Here is a 14,695-nt window from a genome sequence, read left to right as displayed (position 1 = left end):
GCCCGCGCGCGGGCCGTGGCGTTCGGGTGCGGGCCGTGGCGTCCGCCCGGGCACAGGGCCGTGGCGTCCGGGGCCGCGCGGGGCCGTGGCGTGGGCGTGCGCAGGGCCGCGACGTTCGCCCGCGTGCGGGGCCCGTGGCGGTCGGGCGCGCGGGGTGCTATCGCTTGTCGCGCTGCCCGTCGGCGAGCTGACGGGACGTCTCACCGGCGCCCGCGCCCCGCTGGGCTCGCTCGGCGATGCTCGGGAACAGCCCACCGATGGCGCTGCCCAGGCGCAGCTCCAGCGGGGCCACGTTCACCTCGGCCCGGTTGCGCTCGATCGCCCGGATGGTCGCGGCCGCCACCCGCCGGGTGGAGATCGTACGCACCCCGGTGGGCAGGGACGTACCCGCGTCGGCGAACATCCCGGCGTCGCCCACGAATCCGGGCTGCACCAGCGAGACCCCGACCCCCGTGCCGTGCAGGTCCTGCCGCAGCCCGAGGGCGAAGCCGCGCAGCCCGAACTTGGCCGCGTTGTAGAGCGCCGCGCCGGGGGAGGCCGTACGGCCCGACAGCGAGCCGATCATCACCAGGTGGCCGGAGCCCGCCTCCACCATGCGCGGGGCCATCAGCCGGGACAGCAGTACCGGCGCGCGCAGATTGACGTCGAGGGCGCGGTCCAGCTCCTCGGGCCGGTAGTCCAGGACCGGGCCGCTGGAGGGCAGCGCGGCGTTGGCGATGAGGATCCGGGCCTCCGCCGCCTCCTCGACGAGCCGCTCCACATCGGACCGTTCGGCCAGATCGGCGACGATCGCCCGGCCGCCCAGCCGCTCGGCCAGCGGCCGCAGCACCTCCTCACGGCGCCCGGTGAGCAGCAACTTGGAGCCCTTGGCCGCGAACGCGCGGGCCAGTGTCTGGCCGATGCCGCCGGTGGCGCCGGTGAGCAGGACGGTCGTGCCGGCGATCCGCATGCGATCTCCTCCGGTTACGGTCGAGTACGTTCCGGGCACGGTACTGCGTCTGCGCTCCGCGCCGGGCATGGGCCCCGGCCCCGTACACGCGCGGCGGCCGCGTACAAGACCGCCAAGGACACCGGCAACTACCCCCGCCCCCCGTACACGCGCGGCGGCCTCCGGCGGGCGCGCCCGGTCCAGCAGCTCCGTCCCGCGCCTGTACGCGCGTGGCGGTCCGCGACGGTGTGTCGCCGGTCCTCCCGTCGGCGTGGGGCCTCTCCGTTGCGCGGGGCGGCCGTGTCCTGGCGCGTGCGGGGTTGGCGTCGGGTCGTGCGCTGGGGCGTCGGGCCGTAGGGGCCCGGGCCCGTACGCGTCGGTGGCCGTGGGCCTCCGGGCCCCGGAGGAGAGCCGTCCCGGTGAGGCGCAGCCTCGAGGTGGCCAGCGGGTGTCCACCGCGTGGCAGGGCTCCGCCCCCGGACCTCGGTGGTCGACGAGCCGACCGTCGCTGCGATCGGCCCACCGGCCAGGGCGCCGACCGCGTCACCTGCGACGCGGTGGTCGAGCGGTCGGCCGGTGAGCAGGAGACCGGTGAGCAGGAGACCGGTGAGCAGGAGGCCGGTGAGCAGGGCCAGAGTGGCCGCGGGGTGGGCACTGTTCGCGGCGGGCGTCGCCGCCGTGAACACCTGCACCGGCACGCCGGCGCAGCGGACGCCCGCGCGCATCCGACTCGCCCGGCCGGGGCCTGGGGCCGAGCCCCCACGCGGCGGAGCCGCATAGCGATGCTGCAGGGAAGGGGGCGGGGAGGGGGAACAGCCCGCGGCAGGCGCCACGCTCCGTCGGACACCTCCTAGCCCTCGCGGGGCGCCGGAGTGCCCAGCCCGTAGACGCGGCGAGCGTTGTCCGCGCCCAGCAGCGCCGCCACCCGGCGGGCGTCGCGGCGCGACCAGGCGCCCTCCGCGACCCAGTGGGTCAGCAGCCCGGTCAGCGCCTCCCGGAAGAGTCGCGCCCCCACCACGTACAGTTCGGGCAGACCGTAGGCGTCGGTCGAGAAGAGCACCTTGCCGAACGGGGCGAGCTCCAGCATCTCGGCGAGCACCGCCCCGGCCCGCGCCCCGGTGTGCGACAGGGCCAGCCCCACATCGGCGTACACATGCGGGAAGACGGCGGCCAGATAGGCGGCGCCGCGGTGGTACGGATAGCCGTGCAGCAGGATCAGCGTGCAGCCCGTGGGGCGCACGGCGCGGATGAAGTCGGTGAGGGCGAGCGGATCGCAGCGGTCCAGCCGCAGATCGGGATCGCCGAACCCGGTGTGCAGTTGCAGCGGCAGCCCGGTGTACGCCGCCGACCACAGCAGATGGCGCAGCAGCACGGGGTCGGTGACCCGGGCGGCGGCGGTGCCGCCCTGGGCGCGGCGGGCGAGCCACTGCTCGGCGGCGGTGTGGACGGCGCCGGGGCCCGGCGGGTCGGGCTCGAAGTCCAGGCCGTAGCGGTAGGCGGCCACCGACTTGAAACCGGACGCCGTACGGGCCGCCTCCCGGATCCCGTCCGCCACCCCCGTCAGGAAGTCGTCGGCGGTCAGCGAGGCGTCGGCGATCCGCTCCGCCAGCTGCTCCAGCCGGACGATCTCATGGGCGGTGCCGCCCGCCGCGAGGGCCAGCTCCTGAGGGGTGGTCAGATTCCCCGGCAGCCCGGTGTCCACCAGGAACTCGCTGATCCCGGCGGCGCTCAGCAGCCGCCGGGTCACCTCTCGCGCGCCCAGCTCGCGCCGCCGGGCGAGGTAGGGGGCGGGCGGGCAGTGCGGTTCGAGGTCCAGCAGCGGCGGGCACCAGCGGCGCACCGCGAACCCCAGCTGGCTGTCGAAGAAGGTGGTGCCGAGCGCCGCGGGCGCGTCGGATTCGGTCAGGAACGCCTCGAACGCGGCCGAGCCCAGCTCGGAGCGGGCCACCCCATGGCAGTGGTGGTCCACCAGCGGCGGCAGCGGCGGCTCGGTCGGATCCGTCTGCTCGGCGGCCTCCATCGGTCAGTACCGCCTCCGGGTCGCGACGGCGATCTCGCCCGGGGACGACTTCTCGAACAGAGCGGACTCCGCCCGGCGCACCGCGGCGATGGACTCGAAGAGCGGATCGCCCAGCGCCTCGCGCAGCACGGTCGAGTCCTCGAAGTGCTCCAGCGCCGTCAGCAGCGAGGTGGGCAGCCGCCGCTCGCGTCCCTCGACGGCCGGGTCCCCGGAGACGGGCGGGGGCAGGGAGAGCCCGGAGTCCATCCCGCCGAGGCCCGCGGCGATGACCGCGCCCGCCACCACATAGGGGTTGGCCGCCGGGTCGAAGGACTTGATCTCGGCGTTGGAGGCGCCCGGGTCGTCCGGTGCGCCGGTGATGAAGCGCACCGCGGCCTCCCGGTTCTCCAGCCCCCAGCACTGGTACGCCCCGGCCCAGCGGGAGGGCTCGAGCCGGAGGTAGCTCGCGGGGGAGGGCGCGCCGATGGCGAGCAGGGCGGGCAGCTCGCGCAGCACCCCGGCGAGGAACGCCTCGGCCGTCGCGGTCATGCCGTGCGGCCCGTCGCCGTCCCGGCACAGATTGCGGTCCCCCTGCCACAGGCTCAGATGGAGATGGGCGCCGTTGCCGACCCCGCCCGGGTCCACCACCGGGCCGAACATCGGGTTGAGCCCGGCGCGTCCGGAGCACGCCCGGATCGTCTCCCGCACCAGTACGGCGAGATCGGCGGCGCCGACCGGATCGGCGGGCGCCAGGGACACCTCGAACTGCCCGGGGGAGTACTCCGGATGGAGCTGGTGCACCTCGGTGTGTTGCGCGTCCAGCGCGCCGAGCAGATCGGCGAGGTAGTCGGCGAGGTCGACCACCCGCGCCATGCCGTAGGCGGGGCCCGCGGTGGGGTAGCGCGGCGGGTCCTGGTCCGGGTCGCCCGTGGTGACGACCCACTCGGTCTCGAACCCCATGCGCACGGTCAGCCCCCGCTCCCGCGCCCGCTCGGCCATCCGCCGGGCGAACAGCCGCTGGCAGACGGGGTGCGCCCGGCCCCGCTGGTCGTACCGGTCGACCGGGGCCCAGGCCCAGCCGGGCTGCGCGGCAAGCGGAGTGAGCCGGTCCAGGTCGGGGAGGAGCCGTAGATCCCCGTCCGGGCCGCCGACATGGCGGCTGGTGGTCATGGAGTCGTCCACGAGATAGACGTCGAAGACGGGGGACATTCCGACCCCGCGCCGTGCGGCATGGGGCAGCCGCGCGGTGGGCACGGACTTCACCCGGGTCAGGCCCGCGTTGTCCACCCAGGTGAGCGCGATGGCCCGGATGCCGTTCGCGGTGAGCCGCTCGGCCTCCTGCCGAGCCCGTGCGTATGCCTGCTCGCGATCCCCGGTCCCCATGGGCGCCTCCTCAGCCACGTCCTGTACGCCGAGACTATTGCCTGCGGACCGTCTTGTGGTGACGCGTTGTCCTGATCGCATACGGGGTGTGACGGTGGCTTATGCCGGTCGGAGGTTGACACGACCGGCCAGGGCGTCGAGGGGGTCGGCCCGCCCGCCGAGGCGTCCGGTTTCGGCCACGGAGCGCAGACCGCCTACGTCATCTGGCCCCCTCCCGGAGGATGTCGGCGAGGGAGGCGAGATACATCTCGAGGGCCTGGCCGGGCTCGCGCACCCGGCGGCCCGACAGCTTCCCGATCTTCTCCAGCCGGTACAGCAGGGTGTTCCGGTGGATGTGCAGCCGCTCGGCGACCCGGACCAGCGACAGACCGCCCTCCGCCCAGCCGATCAGCGTCTCCCGCAGCGTCGGCCAGTCCGGCTGCTCGCGCAGCCGCCCCAGCACCGCCTCGGTGAACCGGGCCCGGTCGTGGGGCGGTATCGAGCCCAGCAGATGCGGCACCCGCAGCTCCGAGGCGAGGAAGACCCGCTCGCCGGGGAAGACCGCCGGCCCGGTGCGCAGTGCCGTCGCCGCGTCGCGGTAGGAGCCGTGCATCCCGGCCGCCCCGGCCCCCGGCTCGCCGACGGCCATCCGGCCGTCCAGGCCATGGCGCTCCGCGAGCAGCGCCAGCAGGTGCTCGCAGCGTTCGGGAAGCCGCTCCGGGGCCGCGCGCCCCTCGTGCGCCGCGGCCAGCACCGCGTACCGCCCCGCGGTCTGCTCGCCCGCCACGTCCTGGCGGTCGCGGAACACCTCCCGCACCGTCCGCAGCACCGTCAGCCGGGACACCGCCGCGGGGTCCTCGTCCGCCCGGTCCGGCGCGCCCGCCGAGCGCACCTCCAGCAGCACCGCGCTCCGGGCCACCCCGGGCGCGAGCCCCAGCTCGACCGCGCGGGCGGCCACCGCCTCCGGGCCGACCACCTCGGGGTCGTAGAGCGCGATGTCCCGGACGAAGTCGTCGACCGCCCGCTCATGGAGCATCCGCGAGCGCAGCAGCGCCGCCTCCTCCAGCAGGATCTCGGTCTGCCGCCGCACCACCAGGCCGAAGCGGTGCACCTCCTCGGGCACCCCGGTCAGACAGACGGTGCCGATCACCTCCTCCCCGACGGTGATCGGCAGGCTCATCCCGGGCCGTACGCCCCGCATCCGGCCCGCCTGCTCGGCGGTGTGGGTGGCGGGGCGCCCGGTGCGCACCACCTCCAGGGACGCCTCGTGGACGGTGCCGACGCGCGCGTGGTCGCCACAGCCGATGACCACCGCCTCGGGGTCGGTGATCAGCACATTGAAACCGGTGATCCGCCCGATGTCGCGGGCGATCTCCTGCGCCAGCTCCGGCGTCAGTACGGGAGGGCCGCCGAGCAGGCCGCCAAGGGGATCCATGGGCGGATCGTACAGACGCACTCGCCCTGAGGTCGATGTCTTCATACGCTTCGAACGATGACCGGGGACCCGTCGCTGCCTACCGTCTTCCGTCAACACCACCGGGCGCCCCGCACCGCCCGGCCATCCGTCCCCTCCTCCCCAGGAGCCCTCCTCAGGAGACGGCCATGAGCACAGCATCCCTGGAGAAGTCCCGTCCCACCCGCACTCACTGGCTCATCACGCTGTACGCCGGCGGCGGCGAGTTCTGCGACGGATACATTCTCAGCATCATCGGCGTCGCGCTTCCGCTCCTCACCGCCGACTACCACCTCAACTCCTTCGACGCCGGAGTGATCGGCTCCGCCTCCCTGGTCGGCATGTTCGCCGGAGGGCTGGTCTTCGGCTATGTGACCGACCGGGTCGGGCGGCAGAAGGTCTATCTCTTCGACATCGCCGCCTTCATCCTGCTCTCCGCGGCCCAGTTCTTCGTCACCGATCCCTGGCAGCTGACCGTATTGCGCTTCCTCATGGGCATCGCCATCGGTGCCGACTTCGCGATCGCGGGCACCATCGCGTCCGAGTTCGCGCCGCGAAACTCCCGGGGACCGCTGCTGGTCATCATGGTCACCATGTGGTCGGTCGGCGCCGCCGTCGCGTACGTCGTCGGCTGGGCGATGTTGTCCTCCGGCCACGACGACTGGCGGTGGATGCTCGCGAGCAGCGCGATACCCGCCGTCCTCATCCTCCTGCTGCGCTTCGGCACCCCCGAGTCCCCGCGCTGGCTGCTCAGCAAGGGCCGCGGCAAGGAAGCGGAGGCCGTGCTCAAGCAGATGCTCGGCCCGGACGCGACCCTGGACGACCTGGAGGCCGACACCGCCTCGCGCACCCGCTACGGCGATATCTTCCGCGGCGCCTATCTGCGGCGGACCGTTTTCGTCAGCGTCTTCTGGGCCTGTCAGCTGCTGCCGATCTACGCCATCACCACCTACGAACCCACCATCCTGTCCTCCTTCGGACTGGCCGACGGCAACGACTCCTACCTCGGCTCGGTCGTGGTGCAGATCTTCTTCGTGCTCGGCTCGCTCTCGGGGATCCTGGTCATCAACAAGGGGCGGCGCACCCTGCTCCTGTGGAGCTTCGGTCTCTCCGCGATCCCGCTGCTCTGCCTCGCCGCCCTCGCCCACCCCTCACCGGCCGTCGTGATCGTCCTCTTCGCGGCCTTCGGCGTGGCGTGCTTCTCCAGCCAGTGTCTCCAGGCCATCTACCCCTCCGAGCTGTTCCCGACCGGGGTCCGGGCCACCGCCAACGGCTTCGCCACCGGCATCAGCCGCGTCGGCGCCGCCATCGGCACCTGGGGAGCGCCCGTCGTCCTCGACCACAGCACCCGGCTGGCCATGCTCCTCGGCGCGGTGATCTGCGCCATCGGCTGGGGAACGTCGTACGTCCTCGCCCCGGAGACCAGCGGGCTCACCCTCGCCGACGCCAGTGCGGCGGACGCGGACCACAGCCCCCGCGGGCGACCGCGGGCCGGCCGTGACACCTCCTCGACCACACCGTCCCCCGCGGTGAAGGAGCCCTCATGACCTTTCCGGACACCCCGCCCTCCACGGTCACCATCGTCGGCGGCGGAGTCGTCGGCCTGGCCTGTGCCCACTACCTCAGTGGCGCCGGGCTGCGGGTCACCGTCCTCGAACGCGACCGGCTGGGCAGCGGCGCGTCCCGCGGCAACGCCGGGGAGGTCTGCCCCGACCTGGTCGAACCGCTGGCCGCGCCCGGTGTCATCGGCACGGCGCTGCGCGGGCTGCACCGCCGGGACGGCGCGCTGGCGATCCACCCCCCGGCCGGTGCCGAACTGCTGCGGTTCCTGGTCCGGTTCGGGATGCGGGCCACCTCGCGCCACCACGCGCGGGGGGCCGCCGCCCTCGGCGCGCTCGCGAGGGGCACCTTCGGGCTCTTCGAGGAGCTGGAGGCGGCCGGTGTGGACGGGGAGGCGCACAAGGACGGCTTCCTGTTCGCCTTCCCCTCCCGCGCGTACGCCGCCGAGGCGCTCGCCGCCTTCCGCCGCCTGGACGCCCCCATCGCGCCCGGGGGTGTGCTGGAGGGGGCCCGGCTGGCGGAGGCGGAGCCCTCGCTCACCGAGGGCGCGCGGGCGGGGTTCGTGGTGGAGCGTCAGTGGTCCCTGGATCCCTCGCTCTTCGTGGACCGGCTCGCCGAGCGGCTGCGGAGCGACGGGGTGGAGCTGGTCGAAGGGGCGCGTGTCTCATCGATCGTCGACCGGTCCGGCCGGACCGAGGTCCGGACCTCGGCGGGCACCTTCCGCGCCGACACGGTGGTGATCGCCGCGGGCATCGGATCGCGGGAGCTGGTGCGGGGGCTCGGCAAGGACATCGACCTGGTGGCGGGCAAGGGCTACAGCTTCTCGGTGGCGGCCGAACCGCCGCCCTCCCGCCTGGTCCACCTCGGTGCGGCCAAGGTGGTGCTCACGCCGATGGGCAAGCGGGTCCGGGTCGCCGGGACGATGGAGTTCGAGCGCGACGCCGACCGGTTCCGGCAGCGGCGCGTCGAGGCCATCGTCGCGGCCGCGCGCCCGTATCTGCGCCATGCCGACTGGGACGACCGCCAGGAGGAGTGGGTGGGGCCGCGGCCCATGACCCCCGACGGGCTGCCGCTGATCGGCCCGGTGCCGGGCCACCCCCGGGTGCTGCTGGCCACCGGACACAACATGCTGGGGCTGATGCTCGCGCCCGCCACCGGCCGGCTGGTGGCCGGACTGCTGACGGGGACGGCGGATTCCCGGCTTTCCTCCGCTTTTGATCCGGTACGGACCGTTCGCCGCTATTCTTGGCGTGTACATGGCGTCCAGTGAGGCGCCCTGACATCCAAGGAGACTCCAGTGGTCAGTCGCAGAACCCTGCTCGCGAGCACACTGGGCATCACCGGCGGCCTTCTCCTCCCGACGGCGGGCGCCGGCGCGGCGCCCGCCGACTGGTCCCGGGCGGTGGTGGACTCCACCATCGCCCGCTACCCCGACCCCGCCTCGCTCGGCGGCTGGGGCTACACCCGAGGGCTGTTCCTGCTCGGCGCCTACCGCGTCTACCAGCGGGTCAAGGAGCCCTCGTACCTGGCGTACATCAAGACCTGGGTGGACAACTTCGTCGACGCCGACGGCCATATGAGCCGGACCTTCGACAACCTCGACGCGATGCAGTCCGGCAATCTGCTGCTGATCCTCCACCAGGAGACCGGCGACCCCCGCTACCGGACCGCCGCCGCCCAGATCCGGGAGCGGATCACCACCTATCCGCGCACCGCCGACGGCGGGATGTGGCACGCCACCGGCAAGACCAACGAACTGTGGGGCGACGGTGTCTTCATGGCCCAGCCCTTCCTGCTGCGCTACGGCATCGCCTACGGCGACCAGGCGTACGCGTTCGACGAGGTCACCAGGAACCTCTCGGTGTACTTCCGCCACCTCAAGGCGTCCAACGGGCTGATCTACCACGCCTATGACGCTGACGGCGACGCCCCGTGGAACCCCGATCCCACCACCGGAACCTCCGCCCACTTCTGGGCACGGGCCATCGGCTGGACCGCCATGACCCATGTCGAGGTGCTGGAACTGCTTCCCGCGAACCACCCGCGCCGCGCCGAACTCATCGGCAACGTACGGCACTTGGCCAAGGGCTTCGCCCGCTACCAGGACCCGGCCACCGGCCGCTGGTTCCAGGTCGTCGACAAGGCGAACGAGGCCGGCAACTGGACCGAGACCTCCGCCTCCAGCATGTACACCCTGATGCTGCACGCCGCCCTGGAACACGGCTGGATCAGCGGCGGCTCCTACGCCTCGGCCGCGCGCAGGGGCTATCAGGGCGTGCTGAAGAAGGTGTCGGTCGGCTCCGACGGGCTGACGAACATCACCGACATCAGCGAGGGCACCAACGTCGGGGACCTGGCCTACTACCTCGGCCGCAAGCGCAATACGAACGACCTCCACGGTCTGGGCGCCTTCCTGCTGATGAACGAGCGGCTCGCGTCCTGACGCGCNGCCTTCCTGCTGATGAACGAGCGGCTCGCGTCCTGACGCGCGCGTACGGTCGCGCTCCGCGGAGCGCGACCGTACGCACCTCGGGCGGTGGCTACTTCAGCTCGACCTGGAACACCTTGTCCGCGCCGTCCGGCTCCCCGCCGTTGTTGTCGGCGTTCGTCGTGGACAGCCACAGCGCGTTCTCGCCCGGCACCGTCTCGACCGTGCGCAGCCGCCCGTAGGAGCTGGTGTAGTACGCCTTCGGGGTGCCCGCGCTGGTGCCGTCCACCGGGATCCGCCACAGCCGCTCGCCCTTGAGCGCCGCCATGTAGAGCGCGCCGTCGGCGTAGGTGACGCCGCTGGGCGAGGCCTCGCCGACCGACCACTGGCGCTTGGGGTTGGTCATCCCCGAGGTGGAGCAGTTGCCCTCGCAGGTCGGCCAGCCGTAGTTCTTGCCCGGTTCGATGAGGTTGAGCTCGTCGTACTTGCTGTTGCCGAGCTCGGCCTCCCACAGCCGGCCCTGCGGATCCCAGGTGATGCCCTGCGGATTGCGGTGGCCCAAGGAGTAGACGAGGGTGCCGAACGGATTGCCCGGGGCGGGTTTGCCGTCCGTGGTCATTCGCAGGATCTTGCCGTTGAGGGAGTCCTTGTCCTGGGCGAGATCGGGGGTCTGCGCCTCCCCGGTGGTGGCGTAGAGATAGCCGTCCGGGCCGAACTTGAGGCGTCCCCCGTTGTGGTACTTGTTCTTCTTGATTCCGGTGACGATCGCCTTGTAGCCGCTCAGGGTGGAGCCGTCGTACGTCATGCGGGCGATCCGGTTGCCGTCGGACGCCGTGTGCATGAGGTAGATGTAGTGGTCGGTGCTCCAATTCGGGGAGACGGCGAGGCCCATCAGCCCGCCCTCACCGCCGGTGGTCACCACGTTCGGCACCGTGCCCACCTGGGTCCTGGTGCCCGACTGGGTGAGCTTGTACAGCTTGAAGGAATCGCGCTCGGTGATCAGCGCCGAGCCGTCGGGCAGCCAGCCGAGCCCCCAGGGGATGCTCCAGCCGGACGAGACGGTCTTGATGTCCGACGGGGCGGAGTCGGCCCGCGCCGGTGCCGCGTTGCCCGCGCCCGTCTGGGTGAGCAGCAGCCCGGCCGCGAGTGCGGTGGTCGCGGCCGCGGCCACGAGGGTGTTCCGGTGACTCTTCATCGCGCGTCCTCCTACTGGAGTTTGTACGCCTTGAAGTTTCGGGTGAGCAGATACGTGGTCTGGAGGCCGTGGCTGTTCAGGCTGGCCCTCGCCGCCGCGGCTGCGAGGGCCAGGGCGGTGCGCGGTAAGAGCGGTGGACGCTCCATCAAGGATTCTCCTGTCTGATCCTTGTTCACATCGAGGGACAGTAAGGAAAGCTTCCTAATGCGTCAACAGGTTCAGCCGCGCGTCACCCGGAAGACGACCGTGCCATGCGCGGGCACCGAGGCGCTGATCGAGCCGCTGGTGGTGGAAGTGGCCTTCGACCACAGGTCCTTCAGACGGTACGAGGTCGAGCCGCCGAGGCCGATCGCGCTCGCCGTCGTCGAGATCGTCTTGCTGGACGAGTTCTCGTTGAGCAGCGCCACCGCCCGGTCGCCATTGGCCAGCTGCTTGGTGTAGACGGTCGTTCCTCCGCTGGAGGAGACGATGGTGGCCTGCTTGCCCAGGGTGTCCTGGTCGAGCGCGATGATGTCGGTGTTCTTCAGGGTCGACTGGGTGGTCGCGGAGGCGTCGCGGATGTCGCTGCCGATCAGCAGCGGCGCCGCCATCATCGCCCACATGCTGAAGTGGGTGCGGTACTCGGTGGCCGTCATCCCGCCGTTGCCGACCTCGAGCATGTCGGGGTCGTTCCAGTGGCCGGGGCCGGCGTACTGCGCCAGGTCGTCGTTGATGTGCAGCTTGTCGATCATGCTGGACCACTTGTCGCTGATGTCGCCGGTGGTGCGCCAGGAGTTGCCGACCGGCTCGCCCCAGGTCCACACCTTGGGGGTGGTCTGGCCCCATTCGCAGAGCGAGTAGACGATCGGGCGGCCGGTGGCGGCGAGCGCGTCGCGCATGGCCTTGTAGCGCTTCTGGGCGTCGACGCCCTGGTTGTTGCAGTTGTCGTACTTGAGGTAGTCCACGCCCCAGGAGGCGAACAGCTTGGCGTCCTGCTGCTCGTGGTTCAGCCCGCCCGGGAAGCCGTTCGCCGCGTTGCAGGTCTTGGTGCCGGCGCTGGTGTAGATGCCGAACTTCAGCCCTTTGGCGTGCACATAGTCCGCCACGGCCTTGATGCCGTTCGGGAAGCGGGTGCGGTTGGGCACCAGATTGCCGCTCGCGTTCCGGCTGGGTTCGGCCCAGCAGTCGTCGATGTTGACGTAGGTGTAGCCGGCGTCCTTGAGGCCGAGTGAGACGAACGCGTCGGCGACACCCTTGATCATGGATTCATTGAACGAGGCGTCGCAGTGCGTGGCGTTCCAGTTGTTGAAGCCCATCGGGGGCGTTCGGGCCACGCCGTTGTCCAGGGCCGCGGCCTTTGGCGCCCCGGTGGTGAGGCTGACGGTGAGGGCGCCGGCGGCGACCGTGGTGGCCGCGGTGACGGCCGCGAGACAGGAGCGAAGTCTGCGCGATCGGGTGGATCTCTGCATGATCATCTCCTTTGGGCGCGGACAGTGCATCGCGGAAGGTAGGAGGTATGGCGTGATGAGTCAAGGAATGGTGTGGACCAAGAAGGCGGCCATGCAAGCGACTTTCGGCCGATAACCGTCAACTACCTGCGTGTTGGGCGTGGTTCTCGGCACCCTACATCGGGTATCCAGCCAAAGAGGTCGGAGGATTTTAGGCGCACGCTTATTGACCGGACATCACCAACCGGTGACGCTGCAACGGAACGGCACAGGACCGTAACGCCCCGAGAAGGAGAGCCCCCATGGGCCGCAGATCGTGCCGCCGACTCGGCGCCTGGCTGGCCGCCGTGCTGCTGGCCGTCGCCACGCTCGCCCTGACCAGCCCCACCCCGGCGCAGGCCGAGGTCACCAACCCCCGGCAGCAGTGGCTGCGCCAGTCCCAGGCGGGGCTCTTCCTGCACTGGGGCATGCGCACCTCGCCCGGCTACACCAACTGCTCCGCCTGGGAGAAGGCGGTCACCGACGGCGGCTGGGACGCCGGCTACTGGGTGGCCGAGGCCAAGAAGCTGCACGCCTCCTACCTGGTGCTCGCCTCCTTCCACAGCCGTCTGGGCTATGCGCGGGCCTGGCCGTCCGCCATCCCCGGAAGCTGCTCCACCAAGCGGGACTTCCTCGGCGAGCTGATCGACGCGGCGAGCGCCCAGGGGCTGAAGGTCATGCTCTACATGACCGACGATCCGAAGTGGCATGACGAGGGCGGCCACGAATGGCTCGACTCGGCGGCCTACTCCGCGTACAAGGGACGCGATGTCGACCTGACCACCCGCGACGGCTTCGGCGAGTACTCCTACGACAACTTCGTGGAAGTGATGCGGAAGTACCCCAAGCTGTCCGGGTTCTGGATCGACAACGACAACGACTACTGGATCGACCACGGGCTCTACGAGAAGATCCGCGCCGACCGCCCCGGCTGGCTGCTGAGCAACAACAACGAAGACACGCCGATCATGGACACGGTCAGCAATGAGCAGAAGACCGGGATGACCCCGGCCTATGACTACCCCCAGGCCATCTGGACCCCACAGCCCCGGCTCACCGAAGCCTGCTTCAAGCTGCCCAGCAGCGGGGCCTGGTGGTACAGCGGCACCGACTCGGAGGTGGACTACGGACTCACCCTCGGCCGGCTGATCAGCGACTCCGGCTCCTCCGTCAAATCCCTCATGGCCGAGACCGCCCAGGTGAACGGGCGCTTCCCCAGCAAGCAGGAAGCCTTCAACAACTACGCCAAGAGCTATCTCGACAAAATCTGGGGATCGCTGGGCGGCACCGAGGGCGGTGGCTACTCCTACGGCGGGCTCCAGCCCGGCGCCTGGAACGACGGCGCCCACGGGGTGACCACGGTGAGCACGGCCGACCCCGACCGCCACTTCGTCCACGTCCTCACCCGGCCCTCGGGCTCCACGCTGACGTTGCGGGACAGCGGCTACAAGGCGACCGGCGTCACCGACTACCGCACCGGGAAGAAGCTGACCTTCCGCCAGGGCGACGGCCGGATCACCATCTCCGGCATCACCGACTGGGATCCGTACGACACCGTCCTCGAGGTCCGCACCGACGGCCGCCAGGGCATCGTTCCGCCCGGTTCCCTCACCGCGAGCGCCAGTGTCTCCGCGAGCGGCCACTCCGCCTCCGCCGTGCTCGACGGCGACCCGCAGACGTACTGGGACAACGCCACCACCCTGCCCGCCTCGATCACCTTCGATCTGCGGTCCGCCAAGAGCATCCGCTATCTGGCCGTGAACCAGCGGGAGTGGTCGGTCTCCTACGCCCGCTCCGACACCGAGCAGTCCGCCCGTATCCGCGACTACCAGGTGCACGTCTCCGCCAACGGCCGCGACTGGGGCAGCCCGGTCGCCTCCGGAACGCTGCCCAGCGCCCGCGGTGTGCGGCTCATCGACATCCCCGCCACCACCAAGCGCTACGTCCGGCTCACGGTGAACAGCACCTGGGCCGCGTCCACCGACACCAAGCACTATCGCAAGCTGCTGCTGGACGAGGTGCGCATCGGATCCGCCTACCCCGGGAGCGGCCGCACCACCACCGACGGCGGGGCACCGCGGATCCAGGCCGCCCGCTGACGGCCCGTCCGCCCCGCCCCGTTGCTTCATCCCCCACCCAGATGGAAGGCAGGTCGAGGCCATGAACGACACCACCCCGCGCACGGCGCCCGAGGCGGCGGACCGCACCCTTGACGACGCCGGCGAGACCGCCTGGCAGACCCCCGACTACGTGGTCGTGGAGACCGCGCTGGAGGTCACCGCCTACTCGCTGAACGCCCGCTGA

Annotated in this window: 11 protein-coding genes and 1 pseudogene; 5 read left to right on the top strand and 7 right to left on the bottom strand. The window is 71.5% G+C overall.

Annotated elements, in window-relative coordinates; translation table 11 throughout:
• Window positions 1-157: 157 nt before the first annotated feature.
• The 4 genes from IEJ02_RS23485 to IEJ02_RS23470 all read right to left on the bottom strand — a co-directional run bounded on the left by IEJ02_RS23485 (window position 158) and on the right by IEJ02_RS23470 (window position 5,724).
• Complete coding sequence (locus IEJ02_RS23485; RefSeq protein ID WP_191066670.1) at window positions 158-949, bottom strand: SDR family NAD(P)-dependent oxidoreductase; 792 nt, start codon at window positions 947-949, stop codon at window positions 158-160.
• 829 nt (window positions 950-1,778) lie between these two features.
• Entirely contained in the window at window positions 1,779-2,948 is a 1,170-nt protein-coding gene (locus tag IEJ02_RS23480) for an amidohydrolase family protein (RefSeq protein ID WP_191066669.1), read from the bottom strand.
• Window positions 2,949-2,951: 3 nt separating this feature from the next.
• Window positions 2,952-4,310 (bottom strand): glutamine synthetase, encoded by a 1,359-nt coding sequence (locus IEJ02_RS23475; RefSeq protein WP_191066668.1) that lies wholly within the window; start codon window positions 4,308-4,310, stop codon window positions 2,952-2,954.
• Between the two features lie 199 nt (window positions 4,311-4,509).
• Entirely contained in the window at window positions 4,510-5,724 is a 1,215-nt protein-coding gene (locus IEJ02_RS23470) for a CdaR family transcriptional regulator (RefSeq protein WP_191066667.1), read from the bottom strand.
• 167 nt (window positions 5,725-5,891) lie between these two features.
• On the opposite strand from IEJ02_RS23470, the gene IEJ02_RS23465 reads away from it, so the two are divergent.
• The 3 genes from IEJ02_RS23465 to IEJ02_RS23455 are packed head-to-tail and all read left to right on the top strand — an operon-like array spanning window position 5,892 to window position 9,745.
• The gene (locus IEJ02_RS23465) at window positions 5,892-7,289 is read left to right on the top strand and encodes an MFS transporter (RefSeq protein WP_191066666.1); all 1,398 of its coding nucleotides are present in this window, start codon (window positions 5,892-5,894) and stop codon (window positions 7,287-7,289) included.
• On the top strand, window positions 7,286-8,572 hold the full coding sequence (locus IEJ02_RS23460; protein ID WP_191066665.1) for an NAD(P)/FAD-dependent oxidoreductase: 1,287 nt from the start codon (window positions 7,286-7,288) through the stop codon (window positions 8,570-8,572). Before IEJ02_RS23465 ends, IEJ02_RS23460 begins: the two co-directional genes overlap by 4 nt.
• Window positions 8,573-8,599: 27 nt before the next feature.
• Window positions 8,600-9,745: a glycoside hydrolase family 88/105 protein gene (locus tag IEJ02_RS23455; RefSeq protein WP_191066664.1), complete on the top strand. Its 1,146-nt coding sequence runs from the start codon at window positions 8,600-8,602 to the stop codon at window positions 9,743-9,745.
• Window positions 9,746-9,842: 97 nt separating this feature from the next.
• Here IEJ02_RS23455 and IEJ02_RS23450 read toward each other — a convergent pair whose 3' ends face one another.
• The 3 genes and pseudogenes from IEJ02_RS23450 to IEJ02_RS23445 form a co-directional block, all read right to left on the bottom strand.
• Window positions 9,843-10,925, bottom strand: a complete 1,083-nt coding sequence (locus tag IEJ02_RS23450) for a PQQ-dependent sugar dehydrogenase (protein WP_191066663.1) — start codon at window positions 10,923-10,925, stop codon at window positions 9,843-9,845.
• An 11-nt stretch (window positions 10,926-10,936) separates the two neighbouring features.
• The gene (locus IEJ02_RS49945) at window positions 10,937-11,071 is read right to left on the bottom strand and encodes a hypothetical protein (protein ID WP_263407971.1); all 135 of its coding nucleotides are present in this window, start codon (window positions 11,069-11,071) and stop codon (window positions 10,937-10,939) included.
• A gap of 81 nt (window positions 11,072-11,152) precedes the next feature.
• A pseudogene (locus IEJ02_RS23445) lies at window positions 11,153-12,373 on the bottom strand (glycoside hydrolase family 27 protein); the annotation flags it as partial.
• A gap of 281 nt (window positions 12,374-12,654) precedes the next feature.
• On the opposite strand from IEJ02_RS23445, the gene IEJ02_RS23440 reads away from it, so the two are divergent.
• Window positions 12,655-14,490 (top strand): discoidin domain-containing protein, encoded by a 1,836-nt coding sequence (locus tag IEJ02_RS23440; RefSeq protein ID WP_191066661.1) that lies wholly within the window; start codon window positions 12,655-12,657, stop codon window positions 14,488-14,490.
• Window positions 14,491-14,551: 61 nt separating this feature from the next.
• Window positions 14,552-14,695 carry a pyrroloquinoline quinone precursor peptide PqqA gene (gene pqqA / locus IEJ02_RS23435; protein WP_191066660.1) on the top strand — a complete coding sequence of 48 codons (144 nt, stop codon included), beginning with the start codon at window positions 14,552-14,554 and terminating at the stop codon, window positions 14,693-14,695.

The organism is Streptomyces sp. 5-10 (assembly GCF_014712245.1).
Classification (GTDB): domain Bacteria; phylum Actinomycetota; class Actinomycetes; order Streptomycetales; family Streptomycetaceae; genus Streptomyces; species Streptomyces violaceusniger.
This window is presented reverse-complemented; position numbering and strand designations above follow the sequence as displayed.

Excerpts from the sequence above, each read along its gene's own strand:
- IEJ02_RS23470 (WP_191066667.1), bottom strand. The coding sequence starts at position 5,724 with ATGGATCCCCTTGGCGGCCTGCTCGGCGGCCCTCCCGTACTGACGCCG.
- pqqA (WP_191066660.1), top strand. The coding sequence starts at position 14,552 with ATGAACGACACCACCCCGCGCACGGCGCCCGAGGCGGCGGACCGCACC.
- IEJ02_RS23485 (WP_191066670.1), bottom strand. The coding sequence starts at position 949 with ATGCGGATCGCCGGCACGACCGTCCTGCTCACCGGCGCCACCGGCGGC.
- IEJ02_RS49945 (WP_263407971.1), bottom strand. The coding sequence starts at position 11,071 with ATGGAGCGTCCACCGCTCTTACCGCGCACCGCCCTGGCCCTCGCAGCC.
- IEJ02_RS23460 (WP_191066665.1), top strand. The coding sequence starts at position 7,286 with ATGACCTTTCCGGACACCCCGCCCTCCACGGTCACCATCGTCGGCGGC.
- IEJ02_RS23465 (WP_191066666.1), top strand. The coding sequence starts at position 5,892 with ATGAGCACAGCATCCCTGGAGAAGTCCCGTCCCACCCGCACTCACTGG.
- IEJ02_RS23440 (WP_191066661.1), top strand. The coding sequence starts at position 12,655 with ATGGGCCGCAGATCGTGCCGCCGACTCGGCGCCTGGCTGGCCGCCGTG.
- IEJ02_RS23450 (WP_191066663.1), bottom strand. The coding sequence starts at position 10,925 with ATGAAGAGTCACCGGAACACCCTCGTGGCCGCGGCCGCGACCACCGCA.
- IEJ02_RS23480 (WP_191066669.1), bottom strand. The coding sequence starts at position 2,948 with ATGGAGGCCGCCGAGCAGACGGATCCGACCGAGCCGCCGCTGCCGCCG.
- IEJ02_RS23475 (WP_191066668.1), bottom strand. The coding sequence starts at position 4,310 with ATGGGGACCGGGGATCGCGAGCAGGCATACGCACGGGCTCGGCAGGAG.